General features: G+C 62.6%; 26 protein-coding genes. 17 read left to right on the forward strand and 9 right to left on the reverse strand.

Going from position 1 to position 26,617, the window contains the following annotated elements:
* Positions 1-11 precede the first annotated feature (11 nt).
* From AC3WG5_RS09115 to AC3WG5_RS09180, 14 genes are all read left to right on the forward strand, one after another.
* Positions 12-500 (forward strand): acyltransferase, encoded by a 489-nt coding sequence (locus tag AC3WG5_RS09115; RefSeq protein WP_014085841.1) that lies wholly within the window; start codon positions 12-14, stop codon positions 498-500.
* A 20-nt stretch (positions 501-520) separates the two neighbouring features.
* On the forward strand, positions 521-751 hold the full coding sequence (locus AC3WG5_RS09120) for a hypothetical protein (protein WP_014085842.1): 231 nt from the start codon (positions 521-523) through the stop codon (positions 749-751).
* A 63-nt stretch (positions 752-814) separates the two neighbouring features.
* Positions 815-1,831 (forward strand): methyltransferase domain-containing protein, encoded by a 1,017-nt coding sequence (locus AC3WG5_RS09125; protein ID WP_492568468.1) that lies wholly within the window; start codon positions 815-817, stop codon positions 1,829-1,831.
* Complete coding sequence (gene rffA, locus AC3WG5_RS09130) at positions 1,828-2,994, forward strand: dTDP-4-amino-4,6-dideoxygalactose transaminase (RefSeq protein WP_492568469.1); 1,167 nt, start codon at positions 1,828-1,830, stop codon at positions 2,992-2,994. Before AC3WG5_RS09125 ends, rffA begins: the two co-directional genes overlap by 4 nt.
* A gap of 20 nt (positions 2,995-3,014) precedes the next feature.
* Positions 3,015-7,805 carry a glycosyltransferase gene (locus tag AC3WG5_RS09135; protein ID WP_492568470.1) on the forward strand — a complete coding sequence of 1,597 codons (4,791 nt, stop codon included), beginning with the start codon at positions 3,015-3,017 and terminating at the stop codon, positions 7,803-7,805.
* A 107-nt stretch (positions 7,806-7,912) separates the two neighbouring features.
* Positions 7,913-8,752 (forward strand): flagellin N-terminal helical domain-containing protein, encoded by an 840-nt coding sequence (locus AC3WG5_RS09140; protein ID WP_008955590.1) that lies wholly within the window; start codon positions 7,913-7,915, stop codon positions 8,750-8,752.
* 82 nt (positions 8,753-8,834) lie between these two features.
* Positions 8,835-9,257, forward strand: a complete 423-nt coding sequence (locus AC3WG5_RS09145; RefSeq protein WP_008955589.1) for a flagellar protein FlaG — start codon at positions 8,835-8,837, stop codon at positions 9,255-9,257.
* A gap of 102 nt (positions 9,258-9,359) precedes the next feature.
* Positions 9,360-10,742: a flagellar filament capping protein FliD gene (fliD, locus tag AC3WG5_RS09150; protein WP_492568471.1), complete on the forward strand. Its 1,383-nt coding sequence runs from the start codon at positions 9,360-9,362 to the stop codon at positions 10,740-10,742.
* Positions 10,743-10,765: 23 nt separating this feature from the next.
* Entirely contained in the window at positions 10,766-11,194 is a 429-nt protein-coding gene (gene fliS, locus AC3WG5_RS09155) for a flagellar export chaperone FliS (protein ID WP_014085848.1), read from the forward strand.
* A 52-nt stretch (positions 11,195-11,246) separates the two neighbouring features.
* On the forward strand, positions 11,247-11,564 hold the full coding sequence (locus AC3WG5_RS09160; RefSeq protein ID WP_492568472.1) for a flagellar protein FliT: 318 nt from the start codon (positions 11,247-11,249) through the stop codon (positions 11,562-11,564).
* Positions 11,565-11,681: 117 nt separating this feature from the next.
* Entirely contained in the window at positions 11,682-12,005 is a 324-nt protein-coding gene (locus AC3WG5_RS09165) for a DUF2802 domain-containing protein (RefSeq protein WP_148282927.1), read from the forward strand.
* On the forward strand, positions 12,002-13,009 hold the full coding sequence (gene fliK / locus AC3WG5_RS09170) for a flagellar hook-length control protein FliK (protein WP_492568473.1): 1,008 nt from the start codon (positions 12,002-12,004) through the stop codon (positions 13,007-13,009). Before AC3WG5_RS09165 ends, fliK begins: the two co-directional genes overlap by 4 nt.
* Entirely contained in the window at positions 12,990-13,328 is a 339-nt protein-coding gene (locus AC3WG5_RS09175; protein ID WP_014085852.1) for an EscU/YscU/HrcU family type III secretion system export apparatus switch protein, read from the forward strand. Before fliK ends, AC3WG5_RS09175 begins: the two co-directional genes overlap by 20 nt.
* A 156-nt stretch (positions 13,329-13,484) precedes the next feature.
* Positions 13,485-14,351 carry an NAD(P)-dependent oxidoreductase gene (locus AC3WG5_RS09180; RefSeq protein WP_492568474.1) on the forward strand — a complete coding sequence of 289 codons (867 nt, stop codon included), beginning with the start codon at positions 13,485-13,487 and terminating at the stop codon, positions 14,349-14,351.
* 67 nt (positions 14,352-14,418) lie between these two features.
* On the opposite strand, the gene cyoE is transcribed toward AC3WG5_RS09180, so the two are convergent.
* The 6 genes from cyoE to AC3WG5_RS09210 form a co-directional block, all read right to left on the reverse strand.
* On the reverse strand, positions 14,419-15,345 hold the full coding sequence (cyoE, locus tag AC3WG5_RS09185) for a heme o synthase (RefSeq protein ID WP_482583294.1): 927 nt from the start codon (positions 15,343-15,345) through the stop codon (positions 14,419-14,421).
* A gap of 11 nt (positions 15,346-15,356) precedes the next feature.
* On the reverse strand, positions 15,357-15,680 hold the full coding sequence (cyoD, locus tag AC3WG5_RS09190) for a cytochrome o ubiquinol oxidase subunit IV (RefSeq protein WP_492568475.1): 324 nt from the start codon (positions 15,678-15,680) through the stop codon (positions 15,357-15,359).
* Positions 15,680-16,294 (reverse strand): cytochrome o ubiquinol oxidase subunit III, encoded by a 615-nt coding sequence (cyoC, locus tag AC3WG5_RS09195; RefSeq protein ID WP_294864315.1) that lies wholly within the window; start codon positions 16,292-16,294, stop codon positions 15,680-15,682. The genes cyoD and cyoC overlap by 1 nt, the downstream gene beginning before the upstream one ends.
* A 6-nt stretch (positions 16,295-16,300) precedes the next feature.
* Positions 16,301-18,346, reverse strand: coding sequence for a cytochrome o ubiquinol oxidase subunit I (cyoB, locus tag AC3WG5_RS09200; protein WP_008955579.1), 2,046 nt, complete (start codon positions 18,344-18,346; stop codon positions 16,301-16,303).
* 8 nt (positions 18,347-18,354) lie between these two features.
* Positions 18,355-19,287, reverse strand: coding sequence for a ubiquinol oxidase subunit II (gene cyoA, locus AC3WG5_RS09205; protein ID WP_014085856.1), 933 nt, complete (start codon positions 19,285-19,287; stop codon positions 18,355-18,357).
* A 918-nt stretch (positions 19,288-20,205) separates the two neighbouring features.
* Complete coding sequence (locus AC3WG5_RS09210) at positions 20,206-21,072, reverse strand: YicC/YloC family endoribonuclease (protein WP_492568476.1); 867 nt, start codon at positions 21,070-21,072, stop codon at positions 20,206-20,208.
* 99 nt (positions 21,073-21,171) lie between these two features.
* Between AC3WG5_RS09210 and AC3WG5_RS09215 the strand changes: the two genes are divergently transcribed.
* From AC3WG5_RS09215 to rph, 3 genes are all read left to right on the forward strand, one after another.
* Entirely contained in the window at positions 21,172-22,140 is a 969-nt protein-coding gene (locus AC3WG5_RS09215; RefSeq protein ID WP_008953496.1) for a serine/threonine protein kinase, read from the forward strand.
* Between the two features lie 10 nt (positions 22,141-22,150).
* Positions 22,151-23,029 (forward strand): PP2C family protein-serine/threonine phosphatase, encoded by an 879-nt coding sequence (locus tag AC3WG5_RS09220; protein ID WP_492568477.1) that lies wholly within the window; start codon positions 22,151-22,153, stop codon positions 23,027-23,029.
* Positions 23,030-23,220: 191 nt separating this feature from the next.
* Positions 23,221-23,937, forward strand: a complete 717-nt coding sequence (rph, locus tag AC3WG5_RS09225) for a ribonuclease PH (protein WP_008953494.1) — start codon at positions 23,221-23,223, stop codon at positions 23,935-23,937.
* A 48-nt stretch (positions 23,938-23,985) separates the two neighbouring features.
* Here the strand turns inward: rph and AC3WG5_RS09230 are convergent, their stop codons facing one another.
* The 3 genes from AC3WG5_RS09230 to rstB all read right to left on the reverse strand — a co-directional run bounded on the left by AC3WG5_RS09230 (position 23,986) and on the right by rstB (position 26,615).
* A complete protein-coding gene (locus AC3WG5_RS09230; protein WP_482583290.1) occupies positions 23,986-24,789 on the reverse strand; it encodes a trypsin-like serine peptidase in 804 nt (267 codons plus the stop codon).
* A 74-nt stretch (positions 24,790-24,863) separates the two neighbouring features.
* Positions 24,864-25,196: an acid-shock protein gene (locus tag AC3WG5_RS09235; RefSeq protein ID WP_482583289.1), complete on the reverse strand. Its 333-nt coding sequence runs from the start codon at positions 25,194-25,196 to the stop codon at positions 24,864-24,866.
* An 81-nt stretch (positions 25,197-25,277) separates the two neighbouring features.
* Positions 25,278-26,615 carry a two-component system sensor histidine kinase RstB gene (gene rstB, locus AC3WG5_RS09240; protein ID WP_492568478.1) on the reverse strand — a complete coding sequence of 446 codons (1,338 nt, stop codon included), beginning with the start codon at positions 26,613-26,615 and terminating at the stop codon, positions 25,278-25,280.
* Positions 26,616-26,617 lie beyond the last annotated feature (2 nt).

Consider the following 26,617-nt stretch of genomic DNA (forward strand, 5'->3'; position numbering starts at 1 on the left):
CCGGGAGCTCCATGGAACCGTTGAGCCGCGAAGAAGTGCTGGCGCTGGGCTTCAGCCACGTCGGTGAAGGGGTGCGTGTTTCGCGCCGCGCCACGTTTTACGATATCTCCGGCGTGATCGGGGATGGCGCGCGTATCGACGATTTCGCCATCCTGACGGGCCATATCGAAATCGGCCGGCAGGTGCACGTATCGCCGTTCTGCTTTCTGGGCGGCACCGGCGGGACGATACGGCTGGGGGACGGGGTGGGCTTCTCCACCCATGTCAGTGTCTTTACCAAGAGCGACGACTATCAGCAGAGGACGGACGGCCCGCGCGACAAGGTTTGTGGCGACGTCGTAATCGGCGATTTCACGATCTTCGGTGCGCAGTGCGTGATCCTGCCGGGGAGCGTGGTCGGCAAGCACTGCTCGGTCGGCATCGGCTGCGTGGTGCACGATACGCTGCCCGATGGCGGCCGCTACGTCAGCATGGGTATCAAATCTGTGCGCCTGCCATGAGGGCGCTTTGTCGAGGGAATATGGAAACCATCAAAGCCTGGATTCTCGATTACCTGCAGTCCGAAGGCGTCGGCGATATCGAAGCCGACAAGCCCCTGTTCGAACAGATCGACTCGTTCAGCGTGGTCGGCTTTCTGCTGGCGTGCGACGAGCGCTTCAGCAGCTTTGCCTCCCTGCCGGTGGAGTCGCTCGGCACGCTGACCGTCGAGGAAATCGCCCGCCGGATCGAGGCGCAACAAGCTCCGGTGTGAGCCTGGAGTGGGGGATATCGCTCCGCATGAGAGGCGAGCCCCTTTCGAATGAGGCATGGTTTGATGCTGGATAAAAATACCTTCGACGCGGCATTGCGGCCTGGCGTGCGTGCCTCCCTCGCCGGCGCGAACCAGGCGCTGCGACGGGCCGAGGCTGAAACTTTCGGCCGCCTGCTCGATGAGCGGGGTGACTTTCTCCCCGGCGCCAGTTTCCGGCGTGATTGCCCGCAGTGCGGCACAGCGCACGAGCGGGCAGCTGTGCTGCTGCGGGCTCACGGCATGCAACTGGTGCGCTGCCCCGAATGCCGGCTGGTGTACAGCCGGGAGGTCATCGATCGCGACTTCGAACGGCAGCGCTATCAGGACAGTTCGGCGAGCCAGGCCAATCTCGAGCTCAAACACGACCCGTTCTATGCCGCGCTCGAGCGCGACAAGGCGGCCTATGTGGCCGGCCGGCTGAGTGAGTTGGCGGGACCTGGTCGTCTGCTGGATATCGGCTCCTCGTCAGGCGCCTTGCTGCGCGCGGCGGAAGAGGCGGGGTGGCAGTCCTTCGGCATGGATATCAATCCAGCCGCTGTGCAAGCCTGCCGGTCGGCCGGGCTCTCCGCCGTCTGCGGCGAATACCCGTGCGCCCTGCCTGAAGAGTGGGGGCCGTTCGATGTAATCGCGCTGCTGGACGTGCTGGAGCATGTCGCCGATCCGCTGGCCTTCCTCGATCGCGTCAGCCAGGACCTCAAACCGGGGGGCTGGCTGGTGGTGCAGGTGCCCAATTTCAGCAGCCTCCTGCTGACCATCGAGGGCGTGCATAACAACAATATCTGCCACGGTCACTGGAGCTATTTCGAGCCGGCGACCTTGCCGGCCCTGCTGGTGCGCGCCGGCTTCGAAATGCGCTGGTTCGAAACCTACATCAGCGAGCTCGACCGGGTGCTGGCATACCCGGACGAGCAGGTCGCGGCGGCCTGGGAGCAACTGACGGGACAGACCTTGGCCGAACCCCGAGACCTTCAAGTCGAGCAATTGCACACCCGGATGCTGGGCTACAAACTGTTCGGCCTGTTCCAGAAAGTCGCGACGTGAATCTTTCCCGCATCCCCTTCGGCAAACCGTTCATCGTCGGCAAGGAGTTGTTCTACATCGCCCAGGCGGTGATGAGCAGTTCGATCGCCGGCGACGGCGCCTATACCCGCAAGTGCCAGCAATGGCTGGAAGAGCACCTCAAGGCACGCAAGGTCCTGCTGACCCACTCGTGCACAGGCGCCCTGGAGATGGCGGCGATCCTGGCCGGTATCGGCCCCGGTGACGAGGTGATCATGCCCTCGTTCACCTTCGTGTCGACGGCCAACGCCTTCGTCCTGCGCGGTGGCGTGCCGGTCTTCGTCGACATCCGCCCCGACACGCTCAACCTCGACGAGAGGCTGGTCGAGGCCGCCATCACCGAGAAGACCAAGGCGATCGTGGCGGTGCACTACGCCGGCCAGCCCTGCGCCATGGAGGCGCTCAAGGCGCTGTGCCGCAAGCACGGTTTGCGGCTGATCGAGGATGCGGCGCAAGCCATCCTGGCCCAATCCGACGGCCAGGCGCTGGGGACGATCGGCGACCTGGGGTGCCTGAGTTTTCACGAAACCAAGAACATCATCAGCGGCGAGGGCGGGGCCCTGCTGATCAACGATCCCGAGCTGATCGACCGCGCCGAGGTCATCTGGCAGAAGGGCACCAACCGCAAGGCCTTCTTCCGTGGCGAGGTCGACAAATACACCTGGGTCGACATCGGCTCCTCCTTCCTGCCCAGCGAGCTGACGGCTGCCTTTCTCTACGCTCAGCTGGAGCAGGCCAGGCGCATCAACGCGCATCGGCGCTCGCTGTATGACCGGTACATGGACCTGCTGACGCCGCTGGTGCGGGAAGAGCATTTCGCGCTGCCGATCAATCCGGGGGAGCACCCCGAGAACGGCCATATCTTCTATCTGGTCTGCCGGAGCGAAGAGAAGCGCGACGGCCTGATCGATCATCTGCGCAGCCAGGGCATTTCGGCGGTATTCCACTACGTGCCGCTGCATGATTCGCCTGCGGGCATGCGCTTCGGGCGGACGGCGGGCGGCCTGCCGGTGACCGAGCGCGTGTCCCACTGCCTGGTGCGCTTGCCCCTGTACTCCGAAATGACCGTGGAACAAGTACGCCGCGTGTGCCAGGAAATCGGCGCCTTCTTCACGGCTGATGCGGCATCGCCATCCCCTTACTGAACTTACCTGACCGGGCCATCATGTCTCAAGCCAGCGCTTCCTCTCCGAGCCAATCCGCTCCCTACTACGTTTATGCCCCGCCATATCGCGAGACTTCCGGGGGGGTGAGGGCGCTCCACTACCTGTGCCATGAGCTGAACCTGCGCGGACAGGAAGCCTACGTCATGCAAGGCGATACCTCGGCGACGCTACTTACCCCCGAGCTGACGCCCGAGATCTATCAGGCCCATCTCGGTGCTGGCCGCGAACCCATCGTGATCTACCCCGAAATCATTCAAGGCAACCCGATGCGGGCCAGGCATGTGGTGCGCTACCTGCTCAACGTGCCCGGCGCGCTTACCAATACCTCGCTGGGCGACCTGGGCTGGTCCGCCGACGATCTGCTCTATGTGCACGGCTACGACGTCCTGCCGGAGGGTTGGCAGGCCGGCTTGCTGCAAGTGCCGCTGGTCGACACGCGCGTCTACCATGCCGACGGAGTGGATGATGGGGAGCGGCATGGCCATCTGGTCTGGCTGAACCGCTATCTGAACAAGGGGGGCGAACCGTGGCCGTTGACGGCGGAGGCCACCGAGATTTCGTTCCGTGTTCCCAACCGTTCGCCGGCGGAGCTGGCCGCGCTCTATCGCGGCGCCGAATTGCTGTTCACCTACGAGCACTCCACCGCCTGCTTCGAAGCCTTGCTATGTGGCTGCCCGGTCGTCTATCTGCCCAACCCGATCATGCTGGAAAAACCCATGCACAATTACCTGGGCTCTGACGGCGTGGCATGGGGCGCAGGAGAGGAAGAGATCGCCCGAGCCAAGGCGACCGTTCGTCGCGTGCAGGAACAATACAAGGCGACGCAGGCCCAGTTCGGCGAGGAACTGGTGGCGTTTATCGAGACCACGCAGGGGCACGTGCGGGAGGCGGGGAACACGCCTAGCCAGAGCATGGCGTCCGCCAACCAGGTGGAGAAGCGCAAGCCGCGCATCGGCGTGCTGAGCCAGGACCCTCCCGACAGCGCGTGCTTCCGACTGCGTCTGGGCGACCCGCTGGCCGTGCTGGCCGATGCGATCGAGGTCCACTACTGGCGGTACACGGCCAGTGTCATGGTGGATGGGCAATTCCCGTTCGCCAGCGACCAGGACTTCATCGACGCCATGGACATGTTCATCGTGCAGCGCTCGGCGCTGCATCCGTCCACCGACGAACTGGTGCAACGGCTGCTGCAATCCGGCAAGCCTCTGGTGTACGAACTGGACGATTGGCTGCCGTCGCTGCCTATGAGCCACCCGCAATACGCCGAGTTCAAGCCCAGCTTCTCGCGTATCAAGAACATGCTGCCGCGCTTCCATCTGGTGACTGCGAGTACGCCGGTACTGGCCGAGATCGTCAGGGCCTACAATCCGAACGTCGCGGTCTTGCCCAATTACCTGAGCGCAGCGCGTCTGGTGGAGCCGCAGCTGGACGACCAGGCGGCCACGGTGACCATCGGTTTCGCCGGCACCGCAACCCACCGTCACGACCTTGCCCGTATCGGCAGCGCCCTGGCGCGGCTTGCGCGCGATTACGACGGCAAGGTGTCCTTCGTGTTCTGGGGCAGCATACCGCCGCAGATGGAAGGCGTGCCCGACGTCCGTTTCGTGAACGGGGGCGTGGAATACCAGGGCTATCTGCCGAAACTGGGCAGCCTGAAGATCGACATCGGCATCGCCGCGCTGGAAGAGTCCGAGTTCAACGCGGGCAAGTCCGACATCAAGTGGCTGGAATACTCCTCCGTGGGGGCGGTGTCCGTCCTGAGCGATGTGCCGGCCTACCACCACATCAAGGAGCTCGATCTGGGCGTGGTGCTGCCGCCGGATGACGAGGATGCCTGGTACGAGGCCCTGGCGGACTTGGTGGAAAATGCCGCCAAGCGGCGCGCACTGGCAACCCGCGCACGCGATTACCTGCTGCGCGGGCGCCTGCTGGAAGGGCAGATAGACCGTTTCGTCCAGGCCTGGAACCTGGTGCTGCCGGAGGCGTTGCGCATCGTGCTGCCGCCGTCGTTGGGGACGCCGCCTCTGGACAGCGTCGGCGGCGGCGATCTGGCGGTATTGCGCCAGTACCGCACATGGCTGCAAAACCACCATTTCCGCGAGGTGCACGCCGAACAGTTGGCCGAACGCATGGTCCTGGCTTGGTCGTCACGGCCGGTGTTCAATCTGGTCACGGTCGTGAGCCGGCAGGAGCAGAACCGCCTGGCCGACACGGTTGACGCCTTGCAGCAGCAGCTCTACCCCCACTGGCGACTGATCGTGCTCGCGGACTGGGAGGCGCCGGATCCGGCCTTCCAGGAGCACGAACAGCTGGGCTGGCTGCAGCTCGATACGCTGGACGATCCGGATCTTTTGGCACGGGCCGTGAACAGCGTGGCGGCGGAAGTGCCCGCCGATTGGCTGATGTGGTTGCCAGTGGGCTTCCGCCTGGTCCCGCAGGCCCTGGTGCGTTTCGGCGAGGCCATCCACATGCATCCGGAATGGGCGGCCTTGTACTGCGACAGCGATATCGTTTCCCCTATGGGCGAGCGTTTCAAACCCCGCTTCCGTCCCGACTTTGCGCCGGAATATCTGCGCTCGATGGATTACATCGGCGACGCCGTGGCGGTGGCGACATCGGCATTGCTGGAGCGCGGCGGTTTTGAAGCCTACCCGGGGGCCTACTGGTTCGACCTGTTGCTGTGGCTGTTCGAGCAGCATGGACCACAGTCCATCGGCCATGTCGACGACATGCTGCTGTCGTTGCCTCCGGTCAAGCCGCATCCCCTGACTCTGCCGGCGCAACGCGTCGCGCTGGAGAACCATGCCCGGCGCCTGGGACTGGATGTGGAATTGGGCGACGGCTATCTGGAGGGAACGTTCCACTTCAACCTGCGTGTGCAGGGCGAACCGCTGGTGTCCGTGATCGTGCCCAACCGCGACAAGCTCGAGGTGCTGGAACCGTGCGTCGAAAGCCTGTTCGAGGGGAGCCGCTACCAGAATTTCGAGCTGATCATCGTCGACAACCGTTCGGAAGAGCCGGAAACCCGGGAGTACTATCGGGACATTTGCTCACGTTGGCCGGATCGGGTGCGCATCGTGGCCTACGACGCGCCGTTCAACTTCTCCGCCCAGTGCAACCTGGGCGTGGCGGAAGCCCGCGGCAGCTATGTGCTGCTGCTCAACAACGACACCGAAGTGGTGTTGGACACCTGGCTGGAGCGCTTGCTGGCCTGGGCGCAGCAACCGGGCGTGGGGGCGGTCGGCGCCCGCCTGACCTATCCGGAGGTCGGCCTGATCCAGCATGCCGGCATCGTGCTCGGCCTGCCCGGCGGTCTGCGTTCGGTCGCCGATCACGTGTTCGAGGGCGAAGACATCTTCTCCCCGGGCTACATGAACCGGCTGCTCACCGGCCAGAACTACTCGGCGGTGACGGCAGCCTGCCTGATGGTGGCCAAGGAACACTACCTGGCGGTGGGCGGCATGGACGATACCGCACTCACCGTGCTGTTCAATGATGTCGACCTCTGTCTCAAGCTCCAGGCCGCTGGCCTGCGCAATGTCTACAACCCCTTTGCCGTGATGGTGCACCATCACGCCCGCAGCATCGGGCGCCGCACGTCCGACCCTCGCGTGGCGCTGGAAGCGGCGGTACGCGAGTACGACGAACTGAACACCATGATGGCGCGCTGGCTGCCGCAACTGGCGCGCGATCCTGCCTACAACCGCCACTTGGCCCTGAACAGCCGCAAGATGATGCTGGAAACCAGCCGTGCCGCATCTTGGGACCCCGCCATCCCTGGCCGCCGGCGAGTGCTCGGTCTGCCCGTCAGCGGCGGCAGCGGCGAATACCGTGTCTGCATGCCGCTCAACGCGTTGCAGGCGGCGGGCCGTCTGGATGGCGACATCCTGCAGCCGAGCGGCAGCAGCGGCCTGCATGTGCTGTCAGTGGTGGAAATGGCCCGCCAGGCCCCCGATACCCTGCTGCTCCATACCGCCATCGGCGACGGCCTGGTCGAGGCGATGAAGAACTATCGCCAGTTCCTGCCCGAGATGCGCATTGTCTTCGGCATGGACGACCTGGTCGGTGCCATTCCTGAGAAAAGCTCGTTTTCGCGCCATTGGAAGAAGGTATTTCCGGATGCCCGCTCTCGGTTGCGCAAGGCCCTGGCCTTGAGTGACACCCTGATTGTGTCGACTGACCCGCTGGCGGAACACTGCCGTGGCATGATCGACGATATCGTCGTTATCCCCAATCGCTTGCAGAAGAGCCGTTGGGACGGATTGTCGTCTCTCCGTGGCACGGGCAAGAAGCCCCGCGTCGGCTGGGTGGGGGCAGCTCAGCATCGTGGTGATCTCGAGCTGATCGTCGAGGTAGTCAAGCAGACTGCCGATGAAGTGGACTGGGTGTTCATGGGCATGTGCCTGGCGGAACTGCGTCCGTACGTGGCAGAGGTACATCCCTTTGTCGCTTTCGACCTGTATCCAGAAAAGATGGCCAGCCTGAACCTGGACCTGGCCATCGCTCCGCTGGAAGTGAGCCCGTTCAACGAGGCCAAGAGTAACCTCCGCTTGCTGGAGTATGGGGTGCTGGGCTGGCCGGTGGTGTGCACCGATATCTACCCCTATCAGACTGGCGGGGCCCCGGTATGCCGGGTCGCCAATGAGGTTTCCGGATGGGTCGAGGCGATCCGTCAGCGGGTGCACGATTTGCCGGCTGCCTACCGCGCAGGGGACCAGTTGCGCGACTGGGTGCGACAGCATTATATGCTGGAAGAGCATCTGCACGATTGGCAACGGGCCTTGTGCTAGTCATATGCAGGAAAAATGCAAAAAGACGCTAAAGTTTATGAGAGGCGGGTCGATAACTTGAACAAGCCGGATGCACTGCCGAGCCAACCGACCCAAGGAGAATTGTCATGGCCCTGACCGTAAATACCAACATCGCCTCGTTGAACGCCCAACGCAACCTGAACAACTCGACCAGCTCGCTGAACCAGTCGCTGCAACGCCTGTCTTCCGGCCTGCGCGTGAACAGCGCCAAGGACGATGCTGCCGGTCTGGCGATCTCCCAGACCCTGACCTCGGCGATTCGTGGTAACAACCAGGCCATCCGTAACGCCAACGACGGCGTGTCGGTGGGGCAGACGGCGGAAGGTGCTCTCGGTCAGATCACCAACAACCTGCAGCGTATCCGTGAAATCGCCGTGCAGGCCTCCAACGGTTCGGTCAGCGACACCAACCGTTCGCAGCTGCAGAAGGAAGTGGACCAGCTGACCCAGGAAATTTCCCGCATCACCCAGACCACCCAGTTCAATGGCACTTCCCTGCTGTCGGGCGGTAGCGCATTGACCTTCCAGGTCGGCTCCTCGGGTTCGGCTGACAACCAGCTGACGATCAGCGCTTCCGACCTGACGTCGTTGCACAGCTATAATACGGCGCTGAGTGCTACGGTTACGATCGACGTGACCACCCAGGGTGCGGCTTCCGCCGCCCTCTCTGGCCTGGATGCCGACCTTTCTTCCGTGTCGTCCAGCCGTTCGGACTTCGGTGCCGTACAGAACCGTTTCGATGCAGTGGTCGCCAACCTGTCCAACTACGTTGAGAACTTGTCCAGTGCCAACAGCCGTATCGTCGACGTCGACTTTGCCGCGGAAACGGCCAACTTGACCAAGAACCAGATTCTGCAGCAGGCCGGTACCTCCATCCTGAAGACGGCCAACTCGACGACGCAGTCCGCTCTGTCGCTGCTCCAGTAAGGCAACTCGCCGCAGATGAGTTAAGAGATGGCCTCGGTTCCACCACCAGGCCATTTCTTGTTCCTTGAAAGGAGGTGAAGAGATGCAAATTTCCACACCATTGGTAAGTCCTCTTTCTCGCTCCGATGGGAGTTCGGCGCGGGCGGTTGCGCCACCTCCCCAGGCCTCTTCCGGCGAGACGGCTGGGGTGGCGGTTTCGCCTGTTTCGAGCCAGGCGGTCAGTGCCGTAGACAAAGAAAAGGAAACGTCGAATAGCCGTGACGCTACCAAGAAGCCGGTATCCCTCTCCGACTTACAGCCGGCACTACGCAAGCTGAATGAAGCTGTCCAGCATTACGATAGCGAACTGGAGTTTTCCGTCGACAAAGATACCGATATTTCAGTGGTCAAGGTGGTGGACAAGGAAACCCAGAAAGTCATTCGCCAGATTCCTTCCGAAGAGGCCATCAGTATTTCAAAGGCTATTGAAGACTTCAAAGGCTTGCTGATCAAGGATAAGGCATAGGGCTGAGTATAATGCCTGGTACTTGTCCTGCTCGATTGCGATGACAATGAAGGCGGCGCGGGGGTGCGTTACCGTTCTTAACGGCTTTGAAAGGTAAGAATCATGGCTTCCATTACGACGTCGGTTGGTGCTCTCGATGTCCAGAGCATCGTCAGTCAACTCATGACGATCGAGCAGCAGCCGATGACGGCGAGCCAGAGCCGTGTCTCAAAGTTCAATACGCAGCTCAGTGCTGTGGGTAAGATCAGTTCCGGCTTGTCCAGTTTACAGACAGCTATTCGCTCTTTGGCTTCGGGCTCGTTTTTGCAGTCTTACAAGGCCAGTTCAAGTGACTCGACAATCGCCAGCGTTGCGACCTCTGCGGCCACTGTAGCGGGCAGCTATGCCCTGAATATCACGAGCTTGGCGCAGCCTCGCCAGTTGGTGTTCGATAAGTATGCCGATGGTACTGCCATCACCGACCCCACTGCGGCTATTGCTTCCGCTCCGGACAGCCTGACCTTTACCGTTGGGGGAAAAGCCACCACCCCAATCAGTCTGAGGGACAATCCCGGAGATTCCGTCACGTTGAACAGCATGCGGGACCGGATCAACCAGGCCGGCGTCGGCGTGACGGCCAATATCGTCAATAACAACGGCAACTACAAGTTGGTTATTACGTCGACCAACAGTGGGAGCGATAATGCCTTTTTGATTTCGGCCGGAGGGGCCGAGCCAGCTGATGCCAGTTCGCCGGCGTCATTGGGGGGCTTGACCCAGAGTACGGGTACCGCTAGTGCGATCAGCGAGTCCCACGCAGCTCAGAATGCAGCGTTGACTATCAATGGTGTCAGCGTGTCTGCAGCCAGCAATCACTTGACCGATGCGATTGCTGGGCTGACTCTCGATCTGAGCAAGACTGGAGAGGCCAGTATCAACGTGGTGCAAGATTCAGATGGCATCACTACGGCCTTGCAAGCGTTTGTCGATGCCTACAATCAGGTACATTCAGCCGCAGAGTCGGCGCGGACCGATAGCATGAAGGGAAACGCTTCGGTTCTGGCGATCGAGTCGCAGATGACCTCCATACTTGCTACGCCTGTGTCTGGGGCGAACCCCTATAATTCTTATGCCTATCTGGCTCAGGCAGGAATCTCGATCCAGAAGGACGGCACGCTGAAATTGGACAAGACAGCGTTCAATACGGCCCTGTCGGCGGATCCGGCTGCTGTCAAAAATCTGTTCGGCAATAGCAATAATGACGGTTTTGCCGATCGCTTCAATACGGTGATCAATCAATTACTGGGGCCCGATGGCATCATTGAGTCCAGCAAGAGTTCGATCAACAGTCGCATAGATTACGAGACGAATTACCAGACAGGTCTCCAATCGAAGCTCGATCGGTTGAAAACGCAGTATACCCAGCAATATACAAATCTGAATGCGATTTTGGCCAAGATGCAGTCTGCGACCAGCAGCCTGGCAAACCTGCTTTCGTCATCATAATCACCTTGAGGGTATGGATAGAGATGCTTAACAAACATGCGCTCAGGCAGCTTAACCAGGCTTATGAGAAAGATGCGTTGGTTGCCGCAGTCTACGGAGCAAGCCCCGTCGGTATTGTTGTCCTTTTGTATAAAGGGGCAGCAAACGCCATAGCTCAGGCTGGCAATGCCATCAACATGCAGGACTATGCTTCAAAAGCCCGTCTTATTTCCAAAGCCATCGATATTCTTGATGGTTTACGCGAAATGACAAATCTGGAAGAGGGGGGCGATGCTGCGCGAAACTTGAATGATTTATATCTTTATATGAAGGCTCGCTTGGCTCTGGCAGGGAAAAGCAATGACCAGGACATCCTGGCGGAGGTTCGTAGCTTGCTTGACACCCTCCTGCCTGCATGGGTTGAGCTGGATAAACGGGAATACTCGGGCGCTCCGGTTTCTGCCGTTGGCTGATATCAAGACAAGCGTATGCTGCGCATCACTCTGATGAAGGAGTGGGATCGGAATGGATGAGGACGTGGGATTGAGCTCTCCGGTAATGAAGCTTGCCCATATCACGGAAGCAATGTTGGCAGCCGCCAGCAATGCCGAGTGGGAACGATTTACCGAACTCGATATCGAGCGAGATGCCCATTATCGTCAAGTCATCCTTGAGGTCGATGTGCCTGCGCTAGCAAACAGCCCTGAATTGCGAGAGGTACTCGATACCGTCGTGACCCAAAGCAGGGAGATAGAAAGCTTGCTGGTCGAGCGCTGTGCCGAGTTGCAGTACTCGCTGTCATTGACTAACCGGCAACAGAAGCTCCAGAAAATTTATCGTTAGGGCTCGGCAAGTTGGGCTTGGGCCACAGAGCACCCTGCTGTACTCTTAAGAGTAGCAAGATGTTATGAGTAGAGGCCTGACGTGTCTATTTGGACGATAGTATCCTTGGCGGTGTCTGTGGGTACCCTGATTGCTTTGGGGTACCTGTGGTGGCGCGCGAAACGCGATGGAGAGAGCAGCGCAAGGCTGACTGCTCTTCACCTCGATCACCTGCAGCAGCAACTCAGCATGCTGCAGCGTGACATGGAGCATCTGGCCAAGAGCAAATCCCTGCCCAGGCCGCAGAGCAAGGGGGAGGACTTGACCTCTACGCCTTACAATCAGGCTATCGAGCTTGTCAAACATGGCTTGTCGGCGGCGGAGGTGGCCGAGCGCTGTGGCATTTCCCGCAGTGAGGCCGAGCTGATCGTGTCCCTGTACCGTAATAATTCCACTTCATGATTTCCCCCCTTTCTGGCAAAGCACTCGGCGCCGCGGCGGTTTCCGGTGTCCGGCTGCTGGGCGAAGGCGGCCGGCTGCTGCTGGAAGCCTCGGTCCTGCCGGCCAAGGCGCCGTCCTTGAGTATTGGCGAACTGGTTTCGGCCCGGGTTGCTGAACGTCTGGACAATGGGCAGTTCGCCGCATTGATCAAGAATGGTTTGTTCACGTTGAATCTGCCCAAGGGCATGCAGCTCAATGGCGAGGCGCTCACGCTGCGGGTGGCCAGCTTGTCGCCAAAACTGACCTTCGCGCTGGTCGAGCAGGCTGCGGATAGTGAGGTGGCGAATGGTTCGGTCGATGTTTCGCTGAGCCCCGCCTCGCGTTATCTGACCGATCTGCTGCACAGCGCCAAGAGCGCGCCGACGCAGGCGGGACTGCAGCTGGATGCCTCGCGCCAGGATCCGGCGGATGTGGCCGCAGCACTGAAACAGGGGACCGACAAGAGCGGGCTGTTCTACGAGTCGCACGTCAAGGCTTGGGTCGATGGTCGTTTGTCGCTGGAGAGCCTCAAGGACGAGCCGCAAGCCAGGCTCGGGCAAAGCCTTGATTCGGCGCAGACGACTCCCTCTCCCCATGGCAAAGCGGCCTTGGCGGAGCTGGGTAACCTGGTGCAACGGCAGCTCGACACCCTGGAGAACCACCAGCTTCAACTGCAGGGCTGGGCCTGGCCGGGGCAGCCGCTGCAGCTGAGCATTCAGCAGGACGAGACGCGAGAGCGAGAGGCGGGCGGTGCAGAAGCGGTAGCGGCCTGGTCTACCCGTCTGGCGCTGGAACTTCCGGTGCTCGGTGGCCTGTCTGCCCGTATCCGTATCGTCGGCGGGACGGTACAGCTGTCTTTTGCCACCGAGGAGGCGGCGACGGAGCAGTTGATCCGCGACCATGCGCCTCGGCTCGAGGCGGGCCTGGGGGCTGCCGGACTGAATCTTGCAACACTGTCGGTGAGCCATGACGAAGCCGCCAGCTGATCCGGCGCGCCGCTCCGCCATCGCCCTGAGCTACCAGGACGGTGCACGTGCGCCAAAGGTGGTGGCCAAGGGCTACGGCGAGTTGGCCGAACGCATCATTGAACGAGCCCAAGAGGCCGGCGTATTCGTGCATGACTCGCCGGCGCTGGTGTCCTTGCTGATGCAGGTCGATCTGGATCAGCAAATTCCTCCGGAGCTGTACCGGGCGGTGGCCGAGGTGCTGGCCTTTGTCTATTTTCTGGAGCACCAGGCGGCGGGCCGTGATTTCGAGTTCGACGCGTGGCTGTCGCAGCGCCCATCCCCACCGCCTGAAAACTGATACCCCGGCTGGCTTGAACGGTCGGCTTTCCGTATGCTTTCCCCTTGTGTGCAACTTGAGCCCGATGTGATCGACGGCAGGGCGCCATCGGCGTGTCATGCGCGGTCGTGACGCGTCAGCCGTTCAATCAACTGGGCTTCAGCCGGAGATGGATAGATGAAAGTAGGCTATATCGGACTGGGTATCATGGGCCGCCCTTGCGTGCTCAATCTGCTCAAGGCGGGACATCAGGTCAGCGTGTGGGCGCGCCGGCGCGAATCGGCCGAGCCGCTGCTCGCTGCCGGTGCCTGCTGGTGCGACTCCCCGGCCGAACTGGCCGCGGGCGTCGAGCTGGTGGTGACCAATGTGTCCGACACTGCCGACGTGGAGGCGGTGCTGCTTGGTGACAACGGCGTGGCGCTGGGGGCCAAGCCGGGTCTGGTGTGCGCCGACATGAGCACGATTTCTCCAATAGGTGCGCGCAAGATCGCGGCCAGCCTGGCCGAAAAGGGCATCGACTTCCTCGATTGCCCGGTGTCGGGCGGTGAGGTCGGCGCCATCAACGGCACGCTGACCATCATGGTCGGTGGCAAGGCCGAGGCGCTGGAGAAGGCACGGCCGGCGCTGCAGGCGATGGGCAAGACCATCACCCATATCGGCGAGTCAGGAGCGGGGCAGGTAGCCAAGGCGTGCAACCAGATTGCCGTCGGCGTCGGTGTGGCGGCAGTGGCCGAGGTGATGAAGTTGGCCAAGGCGTGCGGCGTCGATCCGGCACCGGTGCGCGAGGCGCTGCTCGGCGGTTTCGCCCAGAGTCGGGTGCTGGATGTTCATGGCCAGCGCATGATCGACGACAACTACGCGCCGGGCTTCAAGGCCAAGCTGCACCTCAAGGATATGGGCATCGTACTCGATACCGCGCGCGAGCTGGGCATCAAACTGCCGGAGGCGGAGCGGGTGGCGGGCCTGATCGGCGAATTGGTCGAGAAGGGGGAGGGCGAGCTGGATTCGTCGGCCATCGCCCGGCTGATCTGGGAAAAGAACTGAGCCGGACGACACGCTCGATACAAACAAACAGGGCCCCAAGCGGGGCCCTGTTTGTTTCGTAGGGGACTCAGGCGACCAGCTTGCTCAAGGCCGCCAGCACGCCGCTGCCGGGGGCAGGGGTGCAGCACAGCTCGGGAATCTGGAAATCCACCGCCATCATCACCGAGAGTGCGGTAATCGTGATGATGGAGAAGAAGAACACCTGACGCGCCCACGCCCGGTCATCGGTACTGCTCTTGTAGCCCGACAGCGCCATCTTGAGCCACCACAGGCTGGTGGCACAGGCCACAGCAAGGTAGCCATAGCCGGCGTAGCCGCCAAATGCCAGCATCACCGTAGCCGCCGCGAAGGCCAGGATATAGAGCACGATCTGCTGCTTGGCGGCCGAGATGCCTTTCACCACCGGCAGCACCGGGATGTTGGCGGCCTCGTAGTCCTTGAAGCGGAAGATCGCGATCGCGTACGAGTGCGGCATCTGCCACAGGCAGAACATCAAGAGCAGGATGGCGGCACCCATGTCGAACTGGCCGCTGACCGCACAGTAACCTGCCACCGGCGGCACCGCGCCGGACAGGCTGCCCACCAGCGTGCCGTAGACCGACTTGCGCTTCATGTACAGGCTATAGACGCCGACGTAGATCACGAAGCCGAACAGCGCGCAGGCGAAGGCCAGCGGGTTGGTCCAGTGCCACAGCGTCCAGAACCCGGCGAGACCCAGCAGCATGCCGTGCATCAGGGCGGCCTTGAACGACATGGCGCCGGTGACCAGTACGCGGTTCCGGGTGCGTGCCATCTTGCAGTCGATGTCGCGGTCGATGCAGTTGTTCAGGGAACAACCGGAGGCGACCACCAGCGACAGCCCGATCACTGTGGCCAGGAGCAGCCCCAGGTCGGCATGGCCTCGCGCGGCGAGCAGGAAACCTCCCGCCGTCGAGATCAGGTTGCCGAAGATGATGCCCGGCTTGGTGACCTGCAGGTAGCGCTTGAGTTTCACGTCAGGCTCTCTCAGGGCATCATCAGCGCGTCGGCGCTGAAGATGATCCAGACCGACAGCCCCACCAGCAGCACGATCACCAGCGCGGTGAACAGGAAGGCGAGGGTGTTGACGCGGCCTTCGGTGGTGAAATCAAGGTGCAGGAAGTACTTCAGATGCACCAGGATTTGCACCACGGCGAAGCCGGCGATGGTCAGCAGCGTATCGTGCAGGTTCAGGTTGCCGTTCATCACCAGCCAGAACGGGATCACGGTCAGGATGACCGACAGCACGAAGCCCGTCAGGTAGGATTTGACGCTGCCGTGGCTGGCCGCGTGATCGTGAGCTTGGCTCATCAGATGGCCCCTTTCAGATAGACGACGGTAAAGACGCAGATCCACACGATGTCGAGGAAGTGCCAGAACATGCTCAGGCAGTTCAGGCGGGTCATGGCGCGGCCGGTCAGGCCGGTCTTGATCACTTCCAGCATCATCACCGCCATCCAGATCAGGCCGGCGGTCACGTGCAGACCGTGCATCCCGACCAAGGCGAAGAAGCCGGACAGGAAGGCACTCTTGTCCGGGCCGTGGCCCTCGGCGATCAGCGCGCCGAACTCGTGCAGTTCCATGCCAATGAACACGGCACCGAACAGGAAGGTGACGGCCAGCCAGCCCAGGAGGCCGGCCTTGCTGCCCTTGTGGCCGCTGATCATGGCAAAGCCATAGGTGATACTGGAGAACAGCAGGGCGAAGGTTTCCACGAGCACGTACTTGAGCTCGAAGATCTCCTTGCCGGCGACGCCGCCGTTGACGTTGCCGAACAGCACCGCGTAGGCAGCGAAGGCGCTGGCAAACAGGATGCAGTCGGTCATCAGGTAGAGCCAGAAGCCCAGCTGGGTGCTGGCGCCGCTGTCGTGATGCTCATGGTCGTGAGCGTGCGTATCGTGTAGTGCGGTTGCGTGCGAAGTCATGGCTGTTTACACCTGCTCCAGAGTTTTTGCCGGGCGCGGACGGGCCGTGCCTTGGTCGCGTTCGTCGTAGCGGTCGAAGTCGATACCCATCTTCTCGAAGCGTTCGCGTTCGATCGCTTCGATCTCGTCCGGCTGGACGTAGTAGTCGATATCGTTGTCGTAGGCACGTGCCAGCATGCTGCCGATGATGCCGATCAGACCCACGATGGCGAGCCACCAGATGTGCCAGATCAGGGCGAAACCGCACACCAGGGTGAAGCCCCCGATGTAGACGCCGGCCGCGGTGTTCTTCGGCATGTGGATCGGTGCGTACTGCTGCGGTACCTGGTAGGCCACGCCTTTTTCCTTCATGTCGGTGAAGGCGTCGATGTCATGCACCTGCGGCAGCTTGGCGAAGTTGTAGAACGGCGGCGGCGAGGAGGTGGACCACTCCAGGGTGTGGGCATTCCACGGGTCGCCGGTCACGTCAGCCAGCTGCTTGCGGTTGCGCAGGCTGACGACGATCTGCAGCAGCTGGCAGCCGATGCCCAGCGCGATCAGGACCGCGCCGATGCAGGCGGCGTACAGCCACGGGGTCCACAGCGGGTTGTCGGTGTGGTTGAGGCGACGGGTCATGCCCATGAAGCCCAGGATGTAGAGCGGCACGAAGGCGAAGTAGAAGCCGGTCTGCCAGAACCAGAACGCCGCTTTGCCCAGGCGCTCGTCCAGCTTGAAACCGAAGGCTTTCGGGAACCAGAACACGAAGCCGGCCAGGTAGCCGAATACCGCGCCACCGATGATGGTGTTGTGGAAGTGGGCGATCAGGAACAGGCTGTTGTGCAGCACGAAGTCGGCGCCCGGCACCGCCATCAGCACGCCGGTCATGCCGCCGATGGAGAAGGTGACCATGAAGCCCAGGGTCCACAGTACCGGCGAGGTGAAGCGCAGGCGGCCGCGGTAGATGGTGAACAGCCAGTTGAACAGCTTCACGCCGGTCGGCACCGAAATCACCATGGTGGCGATGCCGAAGAAGGCGTTGACGTTGGCGCCGGAGCCCATGGTGAAGAAGTGGTGCAGCCAGACCATGAAGCCCAGCACCGAGATCACGCCGGAGGCGATGATCATCGAGGTGTGGCCGAACAGGCGCTTGCCGGCAAAGGTGGAGACCACTTCCGAGAAGATGCCGAAGGCCGGCAGAACCAGGATGTATACCTCCGGATGACCCCAGGCCCAGAACAGGTTGAGGTACATCATCGGGTTGCCGCCGGCTTCACTGGTGAAGAAGTGGAAGTCCAGGTAGCGGTCCAGCGTCAGCATGGCGAGCGCGCCGGTCAGGATCGGGAACGAGGTCACGATCAGCACGTTGGCCCAGGTGCAGGTCCAGGTGAAGATCGGCATCTGCATCAGCTTCATGCCCGGGGTGCGCATCTTGAGGATGGTCACCAGGAAGTTGATCGCTGTCAGTGTCGTGCCGATCCCGGATATCTGCAGGGCCCAGATGTAGTAATCCACCCCCACGCCCGGGCTGTAGGCCAGCTCGGACAGCGGCGGGTAGGCCACCCAGCCGGTACGGGCGAATTCACCCACCCCGAGCGAGAGGTTCACCAGCGCCGCAGCTGCCACCAGCAGCCAGAAGCTCAGCGAGTTCAGGAACGGGAAGGCGACGTCGCGGGCGCCGATCTGCAGCGGCACCACGATGTTCATCAGGCCGGTCATGAACGGCATGGCCATGAAGATGATCATGATCACGCCGTGGGCGGTGAAGATCTGGTCGTAGTGCTCGGGCGGAAAGATGCCGAGGTGGCCATTGGTGGCCATGGCGAGCTGGGTCCGCATCATGGCGGCATCGGCGAAGCCGCGCAGCAACATCACCAGCGCGACGATGATGTACATCACGCCGATTTTCTTGTGGTCGACCGAAGTCAGCCATTCTTTCCAGAGGTAGCCCCACTTGCCAAACTTGGTGATGGCGGCAATGACCGCAAGCCCCATCAGGCCGGCGCCCGAGAGCGCTCCCATGATGATGGGCTCGTGGAACGGTATGGCGTCCAGCGTCAGTTTACCTAACAACATTTCTGTATTTACTCCTTAACGACCGGCGTCTTGCACAGGCTCTTGGTGAGCGCGGCAAGCTGGATGGGGCTGAGTCCGGCTTCCATGGCGGTCTGATGGCCGGCCATGTACTTGTTCAGTACGCCGTAGAACAGGCCCGGGGTGACGGACGAGAAATGCTGCACCGGGTTGTTTTCACTCGGGTTCAGCAGTTGTGCGTAGCTGGTGGGGTCCAGCGGCTTGCCGCTGCGGACCTGCTTCACCCAGGCGTCGAATTCGGCCGGGGAGGCGGTGGCGATGGCCTTGAACTTCATGCCCGAGAAACCGGCGCCACTGTAGTTGGCGGACATGCCGTCGTAGCTGCCCGGTTCGTTGGCGATCAGGTGCAGCTTGGTCTGCATGCCGGCCATGGAGTAGATCTGGCCGCCCAGCTGGGGGATGAAGAAGGAGTTCATCGCGGCATCGGAGGTGATCTTGAAGTTCACCGGGGTGTTGGCCGGGAAGGCCAACTGGTTGACGCTGGCAATGTTCAGTTCGGGGTAGATGAACAGCCATTTCCAGTCGAGCGACACGACCTGGATGGTGATCGGCTTCTTGTCCGAGTCGAGCGGGCGGTACGGGTCGAGCTTGTGGGTGCTGTTCCAGGTGATGACGGCGAGGAAGGAGACGATGATGATCGGGATGATCCAGACCACGGCCTCGATCTTGCCGGAGTGAGACCATTTCGGATCGTAGGTGGCGCTCTTGTTGCTGGCGCGATACTTCCAGGCGAAACCGAGCGTCATCAAAATCACCGGGACGACCACCAGCAGCATCAGCACGGTGGCCGTGATGATCAGCGATTTCTCGTCTGCGGCGATCTGGCCTTTCGGGTCAAGAATACCTCCCTGACAGCCGGAGAGCAGGGCGGCGGCGGCCAGCGGAAGCCCTCGTAAAATGCGTGGGTGTTTACTGTTTATCATCCTACGACCTTAGTGAATTGAAAGTGGCTTGTAGTCATTCCCTTCCAGGCCGACGTGACAGCATGCGCTGTCTTGTCGATCTGGCCGGGTAGAAAACGCGCACTCCGCCCAAGGCGGAATGACTTGGCCAAACGCCGCAGTCCCGGTCAAAACGGCACGCCGCGACGTAGCCGGCAACGGCTATTCCAACTTCGCGATGGCCCCGGTGATCACTTGATAAGAACGATTTGGCGATCGTTCAGATAGATGGCGTGACAGCAGAAATTCACTGTTCGACTTGCACGAGCTCGAGCCTGGAAGCGGGCGGAAAGACCTCTTGCGAGGTGGGTAGCCGCGCTCCTGGCGAGCCGTTGACGATACGGCGATGCTTGTCGATTACTTCGCTTTAGATAAGGAAAAGCGAATGGAATGGGGTGGTCATTCCATCCTTAGGATCTGAACTGGACGGGTCGTATTGAAAGCCATTTTTGATGCTTGTTCAATAGCGCAGGCGCGGCGCTGGAGGCCGGATTGGCCTGGTGCGGATGGTGATGATGCGCGTCCCGTTTTGATGCGTTGCCGCAAGCGCCAGATATATTAGGGTTCTATGAATTTCGCATGTGTCCGAAACGAGGTGTGGCCTTGTTACAAACTGTTACAAAATTCTGATGAAATAATCGCCAACGGGGCTAGACAGGGAGAGACCCTGGGAATGACTCGCCGTCGCAATAACTGCTGTCCAGTGCAGATGGGCGGGAGAGGAGGCGGGCCCTGTCGTCTTCAGAGCCGTTCACAGGCAGGATGTTCCACTCTATCGGGCCGGGCGCCCTTGATTTGGATCAATAGTTGCTGGAAATGGCAGTGGCGTGGCCACGCCGGCATGAAAAAAGCCCCGACGGGCGGGGCTTTCCGAGACGTTGGCCGAAGTGGCGCGATGGCTTATTCGATGTTTTGGATCTGCTCGCGCATCTGCTCGATCAGCACCTTGAGTTCGACCGAGGCCTGGGTGGTTTCGGTCGATACCGATTTGGAGCCGAGGGTGTTGGCTTCGCGGTTGAGTTCCTGCATCAGGAAGTCGAGCCGCTTGCCGGCTTGGCCCCCGGCCTTGAGAATGCGGCGGACTTCGCTCAGGTGGGTGCTCAGGCGCGACAGTTCCTCGTCGACATCGATCTTCTGGGCGAACAGGGCGAATTCCTGCTTGAGGCGGTCTTCATCAACGCTCTCCAGTGCATCGCGCAGGCGGTTGGACAGCTTCTCCATGTAAGCGGCCAGAATCTGCGGCAGCTTGGGCTTGAGGCTGGCGACGATGGTCTCGATCGAGGCGACACGCTCCAGCAGTACCGCCTTGAGCTTCTCACCCTCGCGTTCGCGCGAGGCGTTGAAGTCGGCCAGTGCCTTGGTCAGGCTTTCCAGGCACAGCTGTTGCAGCACTTCGGGCTTGAGTTCGTTCGATTTCATCACGCCGGGCCAGCGCATCAGTTCACCCAGCGACAGGGTGTCGGCTTCCGGTGCGTTCTCTTTGATGGTGCGGGAGACCGCCAGCAATTGCTGCAGCAGCTCGTGGTTGACTTCCAACGTGGGGGTGGCGTTTTCCAACTGGTTGAAGCCGACGCGGCATTCGAGTTTGCCGCGGGTGACCTTGGCGCCGATCATTTCGCGCAGGGGGGCTTCGATGACGCGCAGCTCTTCCGGCAGGCGCATCTGGACGTCCAGATAGCGGTGGTTGACGGCGCGCAGTTCCAGATTGAGCATGCCACCGGGAAATTCCCTGCTAATGGCGGCGAAGCCTGTCATACTTAAAATCATGCTGAACTCCCGGTTAAACTGGACAAATATCAAGACCGGGCCCGAATTGCTTTGCTAAGCTCAATCCATGGCCCCGGACACTATAGCAACAGCCATCCTATGACTCAATCCAGGCAAGAAACCGCATTGCCGGCCGGCTACCGGCTGGCCGATTACACCATCGTCCGCCTGCTTTCCGTGGGCGGATTCAGCGTGGTCTATCTGGCTCTGGATGACGACGACCAGAAATTCGCCATCAAGGAATACCTGCCCGGCCACTTGGCGTGCCGCGGTGACAATGGCCAGGTGACGGTGCAGCACGAGCTTGACCAGGAGGCGTTCAACCTAGGGTTGAAGTGCTTCTTCGAGGAAGGGCGCATCCTGGCCGGGATCAACCACCCGAACGTGGTGCGGGTCGCCAATTTCTTCCGCGCCAACCAGACGGTCTACCTGGTGATGGAGTACGCCGATGGCCGTCCCTTGACCCGCGAGCTGGAGATTGCCGGCGGGCGGCTCGACGAGCGCCGTATCCGACGCTGGTTCGCCGCGCTCTTGTCCGGCCTGCGCGAGGTCCATCTGCACCGTCTGCTGCATCTGGACATCAAGCCAGCCAACATCTATCTGCGGCGCGGCGGCGGTCCGCTATTGCTGGACTTCGGCGCCGCGCGCCAGACGCTGAACCAGCGCAGCAGGGAGTTCGCCTCGATGTACACGCCGGGCTACGCCGCGCCGGAACAGTACAAGAGCGATATGGCGCAGGGACCATGGACCGATATCTATGCCCTGGGTGCCTGCCTCTACTCCTGCATGGGGGGCGGCACGCCGCAAGGGGCGAAGGAGCGGGCGGTGAAGGACTTGCTAGAACCGGCGTCCCGGCGCTTTGTGCGTCTTTATTCGCGCGAGTTGTGCGAGCTGGTCGATCGCTGTCTGGACATGGAGCCCGAGCGGCGGCCGGCGACCCTGATGGAGGTGCAAAAGCGACTGATGGACCCCCATTACAGTGAGCCTGTCGCCCTCCCCGAGTCGCAGGCGGTGACGCACAAGCTGGCCGGCTGGCTTCGCAGCCTGACGGGCAGTCGTTCTTCCTGAAAGTGTGTGCATGAAATTGTCGATCTTCCAGGACAGCCGCGTCGGCGGCCGTTCCTACAATCAAGACCGTGTGGTGATCGCCCACTCGCTGGAGTCGGTGTTGCTGGTGGTGGCCGACGGTATGGGCGGACACTTGCAGGGCGAGGTGGCGGCCCAGATCGCCATCGATCTGATGAGCGAGTTGTTCTACCAGCAGGCCACTCCGTCGCTGAGCCATCCCAACCGCTTTCTGGTCAACGCCATCAGTTCGGCCCATCAGGCGATTCTCGATTACGCCACCGAGCATCACCTGCCGGAGGTGCCCAGCACCACGGTGGTGGCGGCGGTGATCCAGCAGGACATGCTGTACTGGTGCCACGTCGGCGACTCCCGGCTGTACCTGCTGGACAACAGCGGCCTGCGCTTGCGCTCACGCGATCATTCGCAGGTGCAGCGGCTGATCGACCAGGGGCTGTTGACCGAGGAGGGCGCGCGCACCCACCCCGACCGCAACAAGATCTACAACTGTCTGGGGGCCTCTTCCGACCCGGACATCGACATCGGCGAGCGCCAACTGCTGTTCCCGGGGGCCTCGGTGCTGCTCTGTTCCGACGGTCTGTGGTCGCAGATCCAGGACGCCGAGTTGACCAAGGTGTTTGTCGGCCGTGCGGTGAGCCAGGTGCTGCCGGCGCTGATGAACGTGGCCGAGCGGCGCGGCGGCCGGCACGGCGACAATCTGTCGGCGGTGGCGGTGACGCTGCTGGACGAGGCACTCGATGTCAGCCAGCGCAGCGATGTACTGGATACCCACCTGGCGCTGAGCCGGCGCCGCTCGTCGACGCCGGCACGGGTACAGGAAGAGGAGATGCATCGCGAAATCCTGGCCAGCCGGCCGGATAAACCCGTGTGAGAACCAGTTCCCGATCTTGCTGCGCATCCCTGATCGGGGCTCATGTGCTGCTCGAAATCCTCATGGACTCCAGTCCATTCCTGTTTCTGTGCTGCTCTTCACCCCGCTGAGGGCTGCTCGCGACAGATCGTGAACAGGTTCTGAGGGGGAGCGGGGTATAATCGCGTTTTTGATTTCGACGGACTGCGACCATGCGACCTTCTTCCCGCCCCAACGATGCCCTGCGCCGGGTGACTTTGACCCGCGGCTACACCAAGCATGCCGAAGGCTCGGTGCTGGTCGAGTTCGGCGATACCAAGGTGATCTGCACCGCCAGCGTCGACGAGAGCGTGCCGGGCTTCCTCAAGGGCAAGGGCCAGGGCTGGGTGACCGCGGAGTACGGCATGCTGCCGCGCTCCACCGGCAGCCGCATGCGGCGCGAGGCGGCCAGCGGCAAGCAGTCCGGGCGTACCCAGGAGATTCAGCGCCTGATCGGCCGCAGCCTGCGTGCGGTGGTCGACCTGGGCAAGCTGGGCGAGCGCCAGATCCAGATCGACTGCGACGTGATCCAGGCCGACGGCGGCACGCGTACCGCCAGCATCACCGGCGCCTTCGTCGCGCTGCACGACGCCATCAGCGGCCTGATCGCGCAGGGCAAGCTGCAGGAAAGCCCGATCCGCGATTTCGTGGCGGCGGTGTCGGTCGGCGTGTTCGAGGGGCGTCCGGTGCTGGACCTCGACTACCTCGAGGATTCCGCCTGCGAGACCGACATGAACGTGGTGATGACCGGCAGCGGTCATTTTGTCGAGGTGCAGGGCACCGCCGAGGGGGTGCCGTTCAGCCGCGCCGAACTGGACGCCATGCTGCGCCTGGCCGAGCAGGGCGTGGGCGAGCTGATCGCGATACAGAAGGCGGCCCTGGCCGGCTAGAGCCGAGACAGCGATGGACAGCAAAAACCGCCCGCGAGGCGGTTTTTGCTATTTGGGCTTAGCGAGGAAGCGGCGCAGGGCCGGCTGGAAGCTGGGGGCCGACAGCGCCATGTTGTCGGCACGGTAGCGCCAGCGCGCGTCCGGCGCCGAGCTCTGGATGGCGACAAGCCGTGGCTGGCCGGCAACCTCGAGCAGTAGCGGCGAGCCGCTGTCACCGGGCAACGTATCGCAACGGTGGGCGAGGCGGCCGTCGGCCTCGAGCCGGGTGGCGCGGCAGTGGCGGTGCAGCATCAGCTGGTCGGGGGCATCTTCCGGGTAACCGGCCTGGCTGACGCGCCAGCTGGCCTGGGTCAGCGCCTGGCGCAGGGCGGCGCGGTCACCGTCGAACGGCGTGACGGTGTGTTCTGCCGCGAGCAGGGGCGCGGCGAGCCGGACGAAGGCGAAGTCGTAGCGTGCCACGGCGGGCGGGACGATCAGGTCGCCTCCTTGGCGGATCAGCCCGCGCAACAGGCGCCGGTCGAGCCAGACGCGGCGGGCGGCGGTGTGGCGGGCGCTGTTCCGGCCGTCCAGCGCCAGGGTGAAGCGTCGCGCCGGATCGAGCCGGCCGTGGGGACCGACGAAGCAGTGCCCGGCGGTGAGCGCCACGTCGGGGGCGACCAGCGTGGCGGTGCACAGGTTGCCCGAGGCGGTTTCGATCTGGCCGATGGCTTGCCAGGGGCCGTGGTCCGGGTGCACGCGTACCCGGTCGTCGTGGCCGAAGAACAGGGTGCGCCGTTCCGCGCTCAGGGGGCCGGCGCCGGCGGCGGGAATCAGGCTGGCGAGCAGCAGGGCGGTCAGCAGTCGGGTAGACATGGCGATCCAATGCGAAACGGGGCGCCGTGGCGCCCCGTTGTGCTGGGTTGGAACAGGCCGCGGCCTGTTCCGGCTTAGTTAGCCGCAGCCGGCTTTTTCACCATCACTTTGTGATGCTTGTGGTGCTTGACGATCTTGTGATGCTTTTTCAGCGCCTGGGCTTTTTGTGCCGGGGCGGAAGCGGCCTTTTTCTCAACCATCGGCTTTTTCACGGCCTTCTTGGCGCGCGACTTGTGAATCTTCTTCACGGCCGGTTTGGCGGCCGGTTTCATCGCGGCCTTGGCGGCCGGAGCGGAGGCTTCGGCTTTCACCGCCGGCGAGGCCGGGGTGACCGGGGTGGCGGCGAAGCTGCCGATCGAGGTCAGGCCGAAGGCGGCGGAGAGGGCGAGCAGGGTCAGCTTTTTCATGGTGATACTCCTTGTGGAACCGTGAGGGTTCGAGTCTGTCGTGGTCTCGGTTGGCTGTGGGGGCCTTCCATGAGTTGTATCCTAGGCGCGCCCGTTTCCGGCGTCTGTGAGTGGAATGTTTCCCTGTGTAACGCTATGTACGCCCGCCGTGCCGGGCCAGCGCAGCACGAAGCGGGCGCCGCCCAGCGGGCTGTCTTCGATGCCGAGCGTGCCTTGATGCGCGCGCGCGATGCCCTGCACGATGGAGAGACCGAGGCCGTGCCCGCCGCTGTCGCGGCCGCGGCTCTGGTCGAGGCGCACGAACGGCTCCAGCACGCGCTCGCGCTCCTCCGCCGGGATGCCGGGGCCGTCGTCGTCGACGTGCAGGCAGTAGCCGTTGCCGTCCTGTTCCAGCAGCACGCGCACCGTGTGCTGGGCGTAGCGGCGCGCGTTGCTGAGCAGGTTGTCGAGGGCGCGCGACAGCAGGTAGCGGTCACCCTCCAGCTCGATCTCGCCGCGGCTGTCGTCGCGCCAGTCGATGCCGCTGGCCAAGGGCGCCTGTTCGGCCAACCTTTCGGCCACCCATTCCCGGGCGTCGAAGCGACTCAGCGTCAGCGGTACTTGCGGACGGTCGAGACGCGCGTGCAGCAGTAGTTCCTGCAGCAGCGAGTCGATGGCGGCAAGGTCGCGTTCGATGGCCTGGCGCGGCGGGCTGTCCGGGTCGCCCTCCAACAGCGCCAGGCGGTAGCGCAGCCGCGCCAGCGGCGTGCGCAGCTCGTGCGCCACGGCGTCGATCAGCGCCTTGCGCCCGGCCAGCAGCGCGCCGATGCTGTCGGCCATGCGGTTGAACGCCTCGCCCACGCGGCGTACCCCGGAGCCCGGCGGCAACTGCACCCGCGCGCTGAGGTCGCCTTCGGCCAGGCGCACGGCGGTCTGCTCCAGCTGCATCAGCTGGTTCCAGTGCGGGCGCAGCCACAGCAGCACCGGGATGCCGAGCGACAGGCCGACCAGCAGCAGCAGCACGTAATCCACCCACTTGAGCTGGTGCAGGAAGAACAGGTAGCGCAGCGGGCCCGCCACCAGCAGGAAGTTGCTGTTGGGGATGCGCTGCAGGAACAGGAAGTTGTCTTCCAGCATCACGATCTCGCCGCGTGCCAGCGCGGCGCGGGCGTCGTCGTCCAGGGTGTAGGCGGCGTCGCCCTCGATGCGCAGCGGGAAGGTCAGGCCGTGGTCGAACTCTTCCAGCGTTTCGCTCCACAGCTCCGGCGGCACGCCCTTGAGTTCGCTCTGGATCATCGACAGCGAGGCGCCCAAGAGGTCGGACAGGTAGCGCTCGCCGACCTTGTCCACCGCCTGCTTGTAGACCACGCCCACCAGCAGCACGCCGCCGAGAAAGCACGCCATCAGCATCAGATAGAACTGCACGAACAGGCGGCGCATGG

It is taken from the genome of Pseudogulbenkiania sp. FW507-F1, from assembly GCF_058781125.1.

Excerpts from the sequence above, each read along its gene's own strand:
- AC3WG5_RS09115 (WP_014085841.1), top strand. The coding sequence starts at position 12 with ATGGAACCGTTGAGCCGCGAAGAAGTGCTGGCGCTGGGCTTCAGCCAC.
- AC3WG5_RS09120 (WP_014085842.1), top strand. The coding sequence starts at position 521 with ATGGAAACCATCAAAGCCTGGATTCTCGATTACCTGCAGTCCGAAGGC.
- AC3WG5_RS09125 (WP_492568468.1), top strand. The coding sequence starts at position 815 with ATGCTGGATAAAAATACCTTCGACGCGGCATTGCGGCCTGGCGTGCGT.
- AC3WG5_RS09135 (WP_492568470.1), top strand. The coding sequence starts at position 3,015 with ATGTCTCAAGCCAGCGCTTCCTCTCCGAGCCAATCCGCTCCCTACTAC.
- AC3WG5_RS09140 (WP_008955590.1), top strand. The coding sequence starts at position 7,913 with ATGGCCCTGACCGTAAATACCAACATCGCCTCGTTGAACGCCCAACGC.
- AC3WG5_RS09145 (WP_008955589.1), top strand. The coding sequence starts at position 8,835 with ATGCAAATTTCCACACCATTGGTAAGTCCTCTTTCTCGCTCCGATGGG.
- fliD (WP_492568471.1), top strand. The coding sequence starts at position 9,360 with ATGGCTTCCATTACGACGTCGGTTGGTGCTCTCGATGTCCAGAGCATC.
- fliS (WP_014085848.1), top strand. The coding sequence starts at position 10,766 with ATGCTTAACAAACATGCGCTCAGGCAGCTTAACCAGGCTTATGAGAAA.
- AC3WG5_RS09160 (WP_492568472.1), top strand. The coding sequence starts at position 11,247 with ATGGATGAGGACGTGGGATTGAGCTCTCCGGTAATGAAGCTTGCCCAT.
- fliK (WP_492568473.1), top strand. The coding sequence starts at position 12,002 with ATGATTTCCCCCCTTTCTGGCAAAGCACTCGGCGCCGCGGCGGTTTCC.
- AC3WG5_RS09175 (WP_014085852.1), top strand. The coding sequence starts at position 12,990 with ATGACGAAGCCGCCAGCTGATCCGGCGCGCCGCTCCGCCATCGCCCTG.
- AC3WG5_RS09180 (WP_492568474.1), top strand. The coding sequence starts at position 13,485 with ATGAAAGTAGGCTATATCGGACTGGGTATCATGGGCCGCCCTTGCGTG.
- cyoD (WP_492568475.1), bottom strand. The coding sequence starts at position 15,680 with ATGAGCCAAGCTCACGATCACGCGGCCAGCCACGGCAGCGTCAAATCC.
- cyoC (WP_294864315.1), bottom strand. The coding sequence starts at position 16,294 with ATGACTTCGCACGCAACCGCACTACACGATACGCACGCTCACGACCAT.
- cyoB (WP_008955579.1), bottom strand. The coding sequence starts at position 18,346 with ATGTTGTTAGGTAAACTGACGCTGGACGCCATACCGTTCCACGAGCCC.
- cyoA (WP_014085856.1), bottom strand. The coding sequence starts at position 19,287 with ATGATAAACAGTAAACACCCACGCATTTTACGAGGGCTTCCGCTGGCC.
- AC3WG5_RS09210 (WP_492568476.1), bottom strand. The coding sequence starts at position 21,072 with ATGATTTTAAGTATGACAGGCTTCGCCGCCATTAGCAGGGAATTTCCC.
- AC3WG5_RS09215 (WP_008953496.1), top strand. The coding sequence starts at position 21,172 with ATGACTCAATCCAGGCAAGAAACCGCATTGCCGGCCGGCTACCGGCTG.
- AC3WG5_RS09220 (WP_492568477.1), top strand. The coding sequence starts at position 22,151 with ATGAAATTGTCGATCTTCCAGGACAGCCGCGTCGGCGGCCGTTCCTAC.
- rph (WP_008953494.1), top strand. The coding sequence starts at position 23,221 with ATGCGACCTTCTTCCCGCCCCAACGATGCCCTGCGCCGGGTGACTTTG.
- AC3WG5_RS09230 (WP_482583290.1), bottom strand. The coding sequence starts at position 24,789 with ATGTCTACCCGACTGCTGACCGCCCTGCTGCTCGCCAGCCTGATTCCC.
- AC3WG5_RS09235 (WP_482583289.1), bottom strand. The coding sequence starts at position 25,196 with ATGAAAAAGCTGACCCTGCTCGCCCTCTCCGCCGCCTTCGGCCTGACC.
- rstB (WP_492568478.1), bottom strand. The coding sequence starts at position 26,615 with ATGCGCCGCCTGTTCGTGCAGTTCTATCTGATGCTGATGGCGTGCTTT.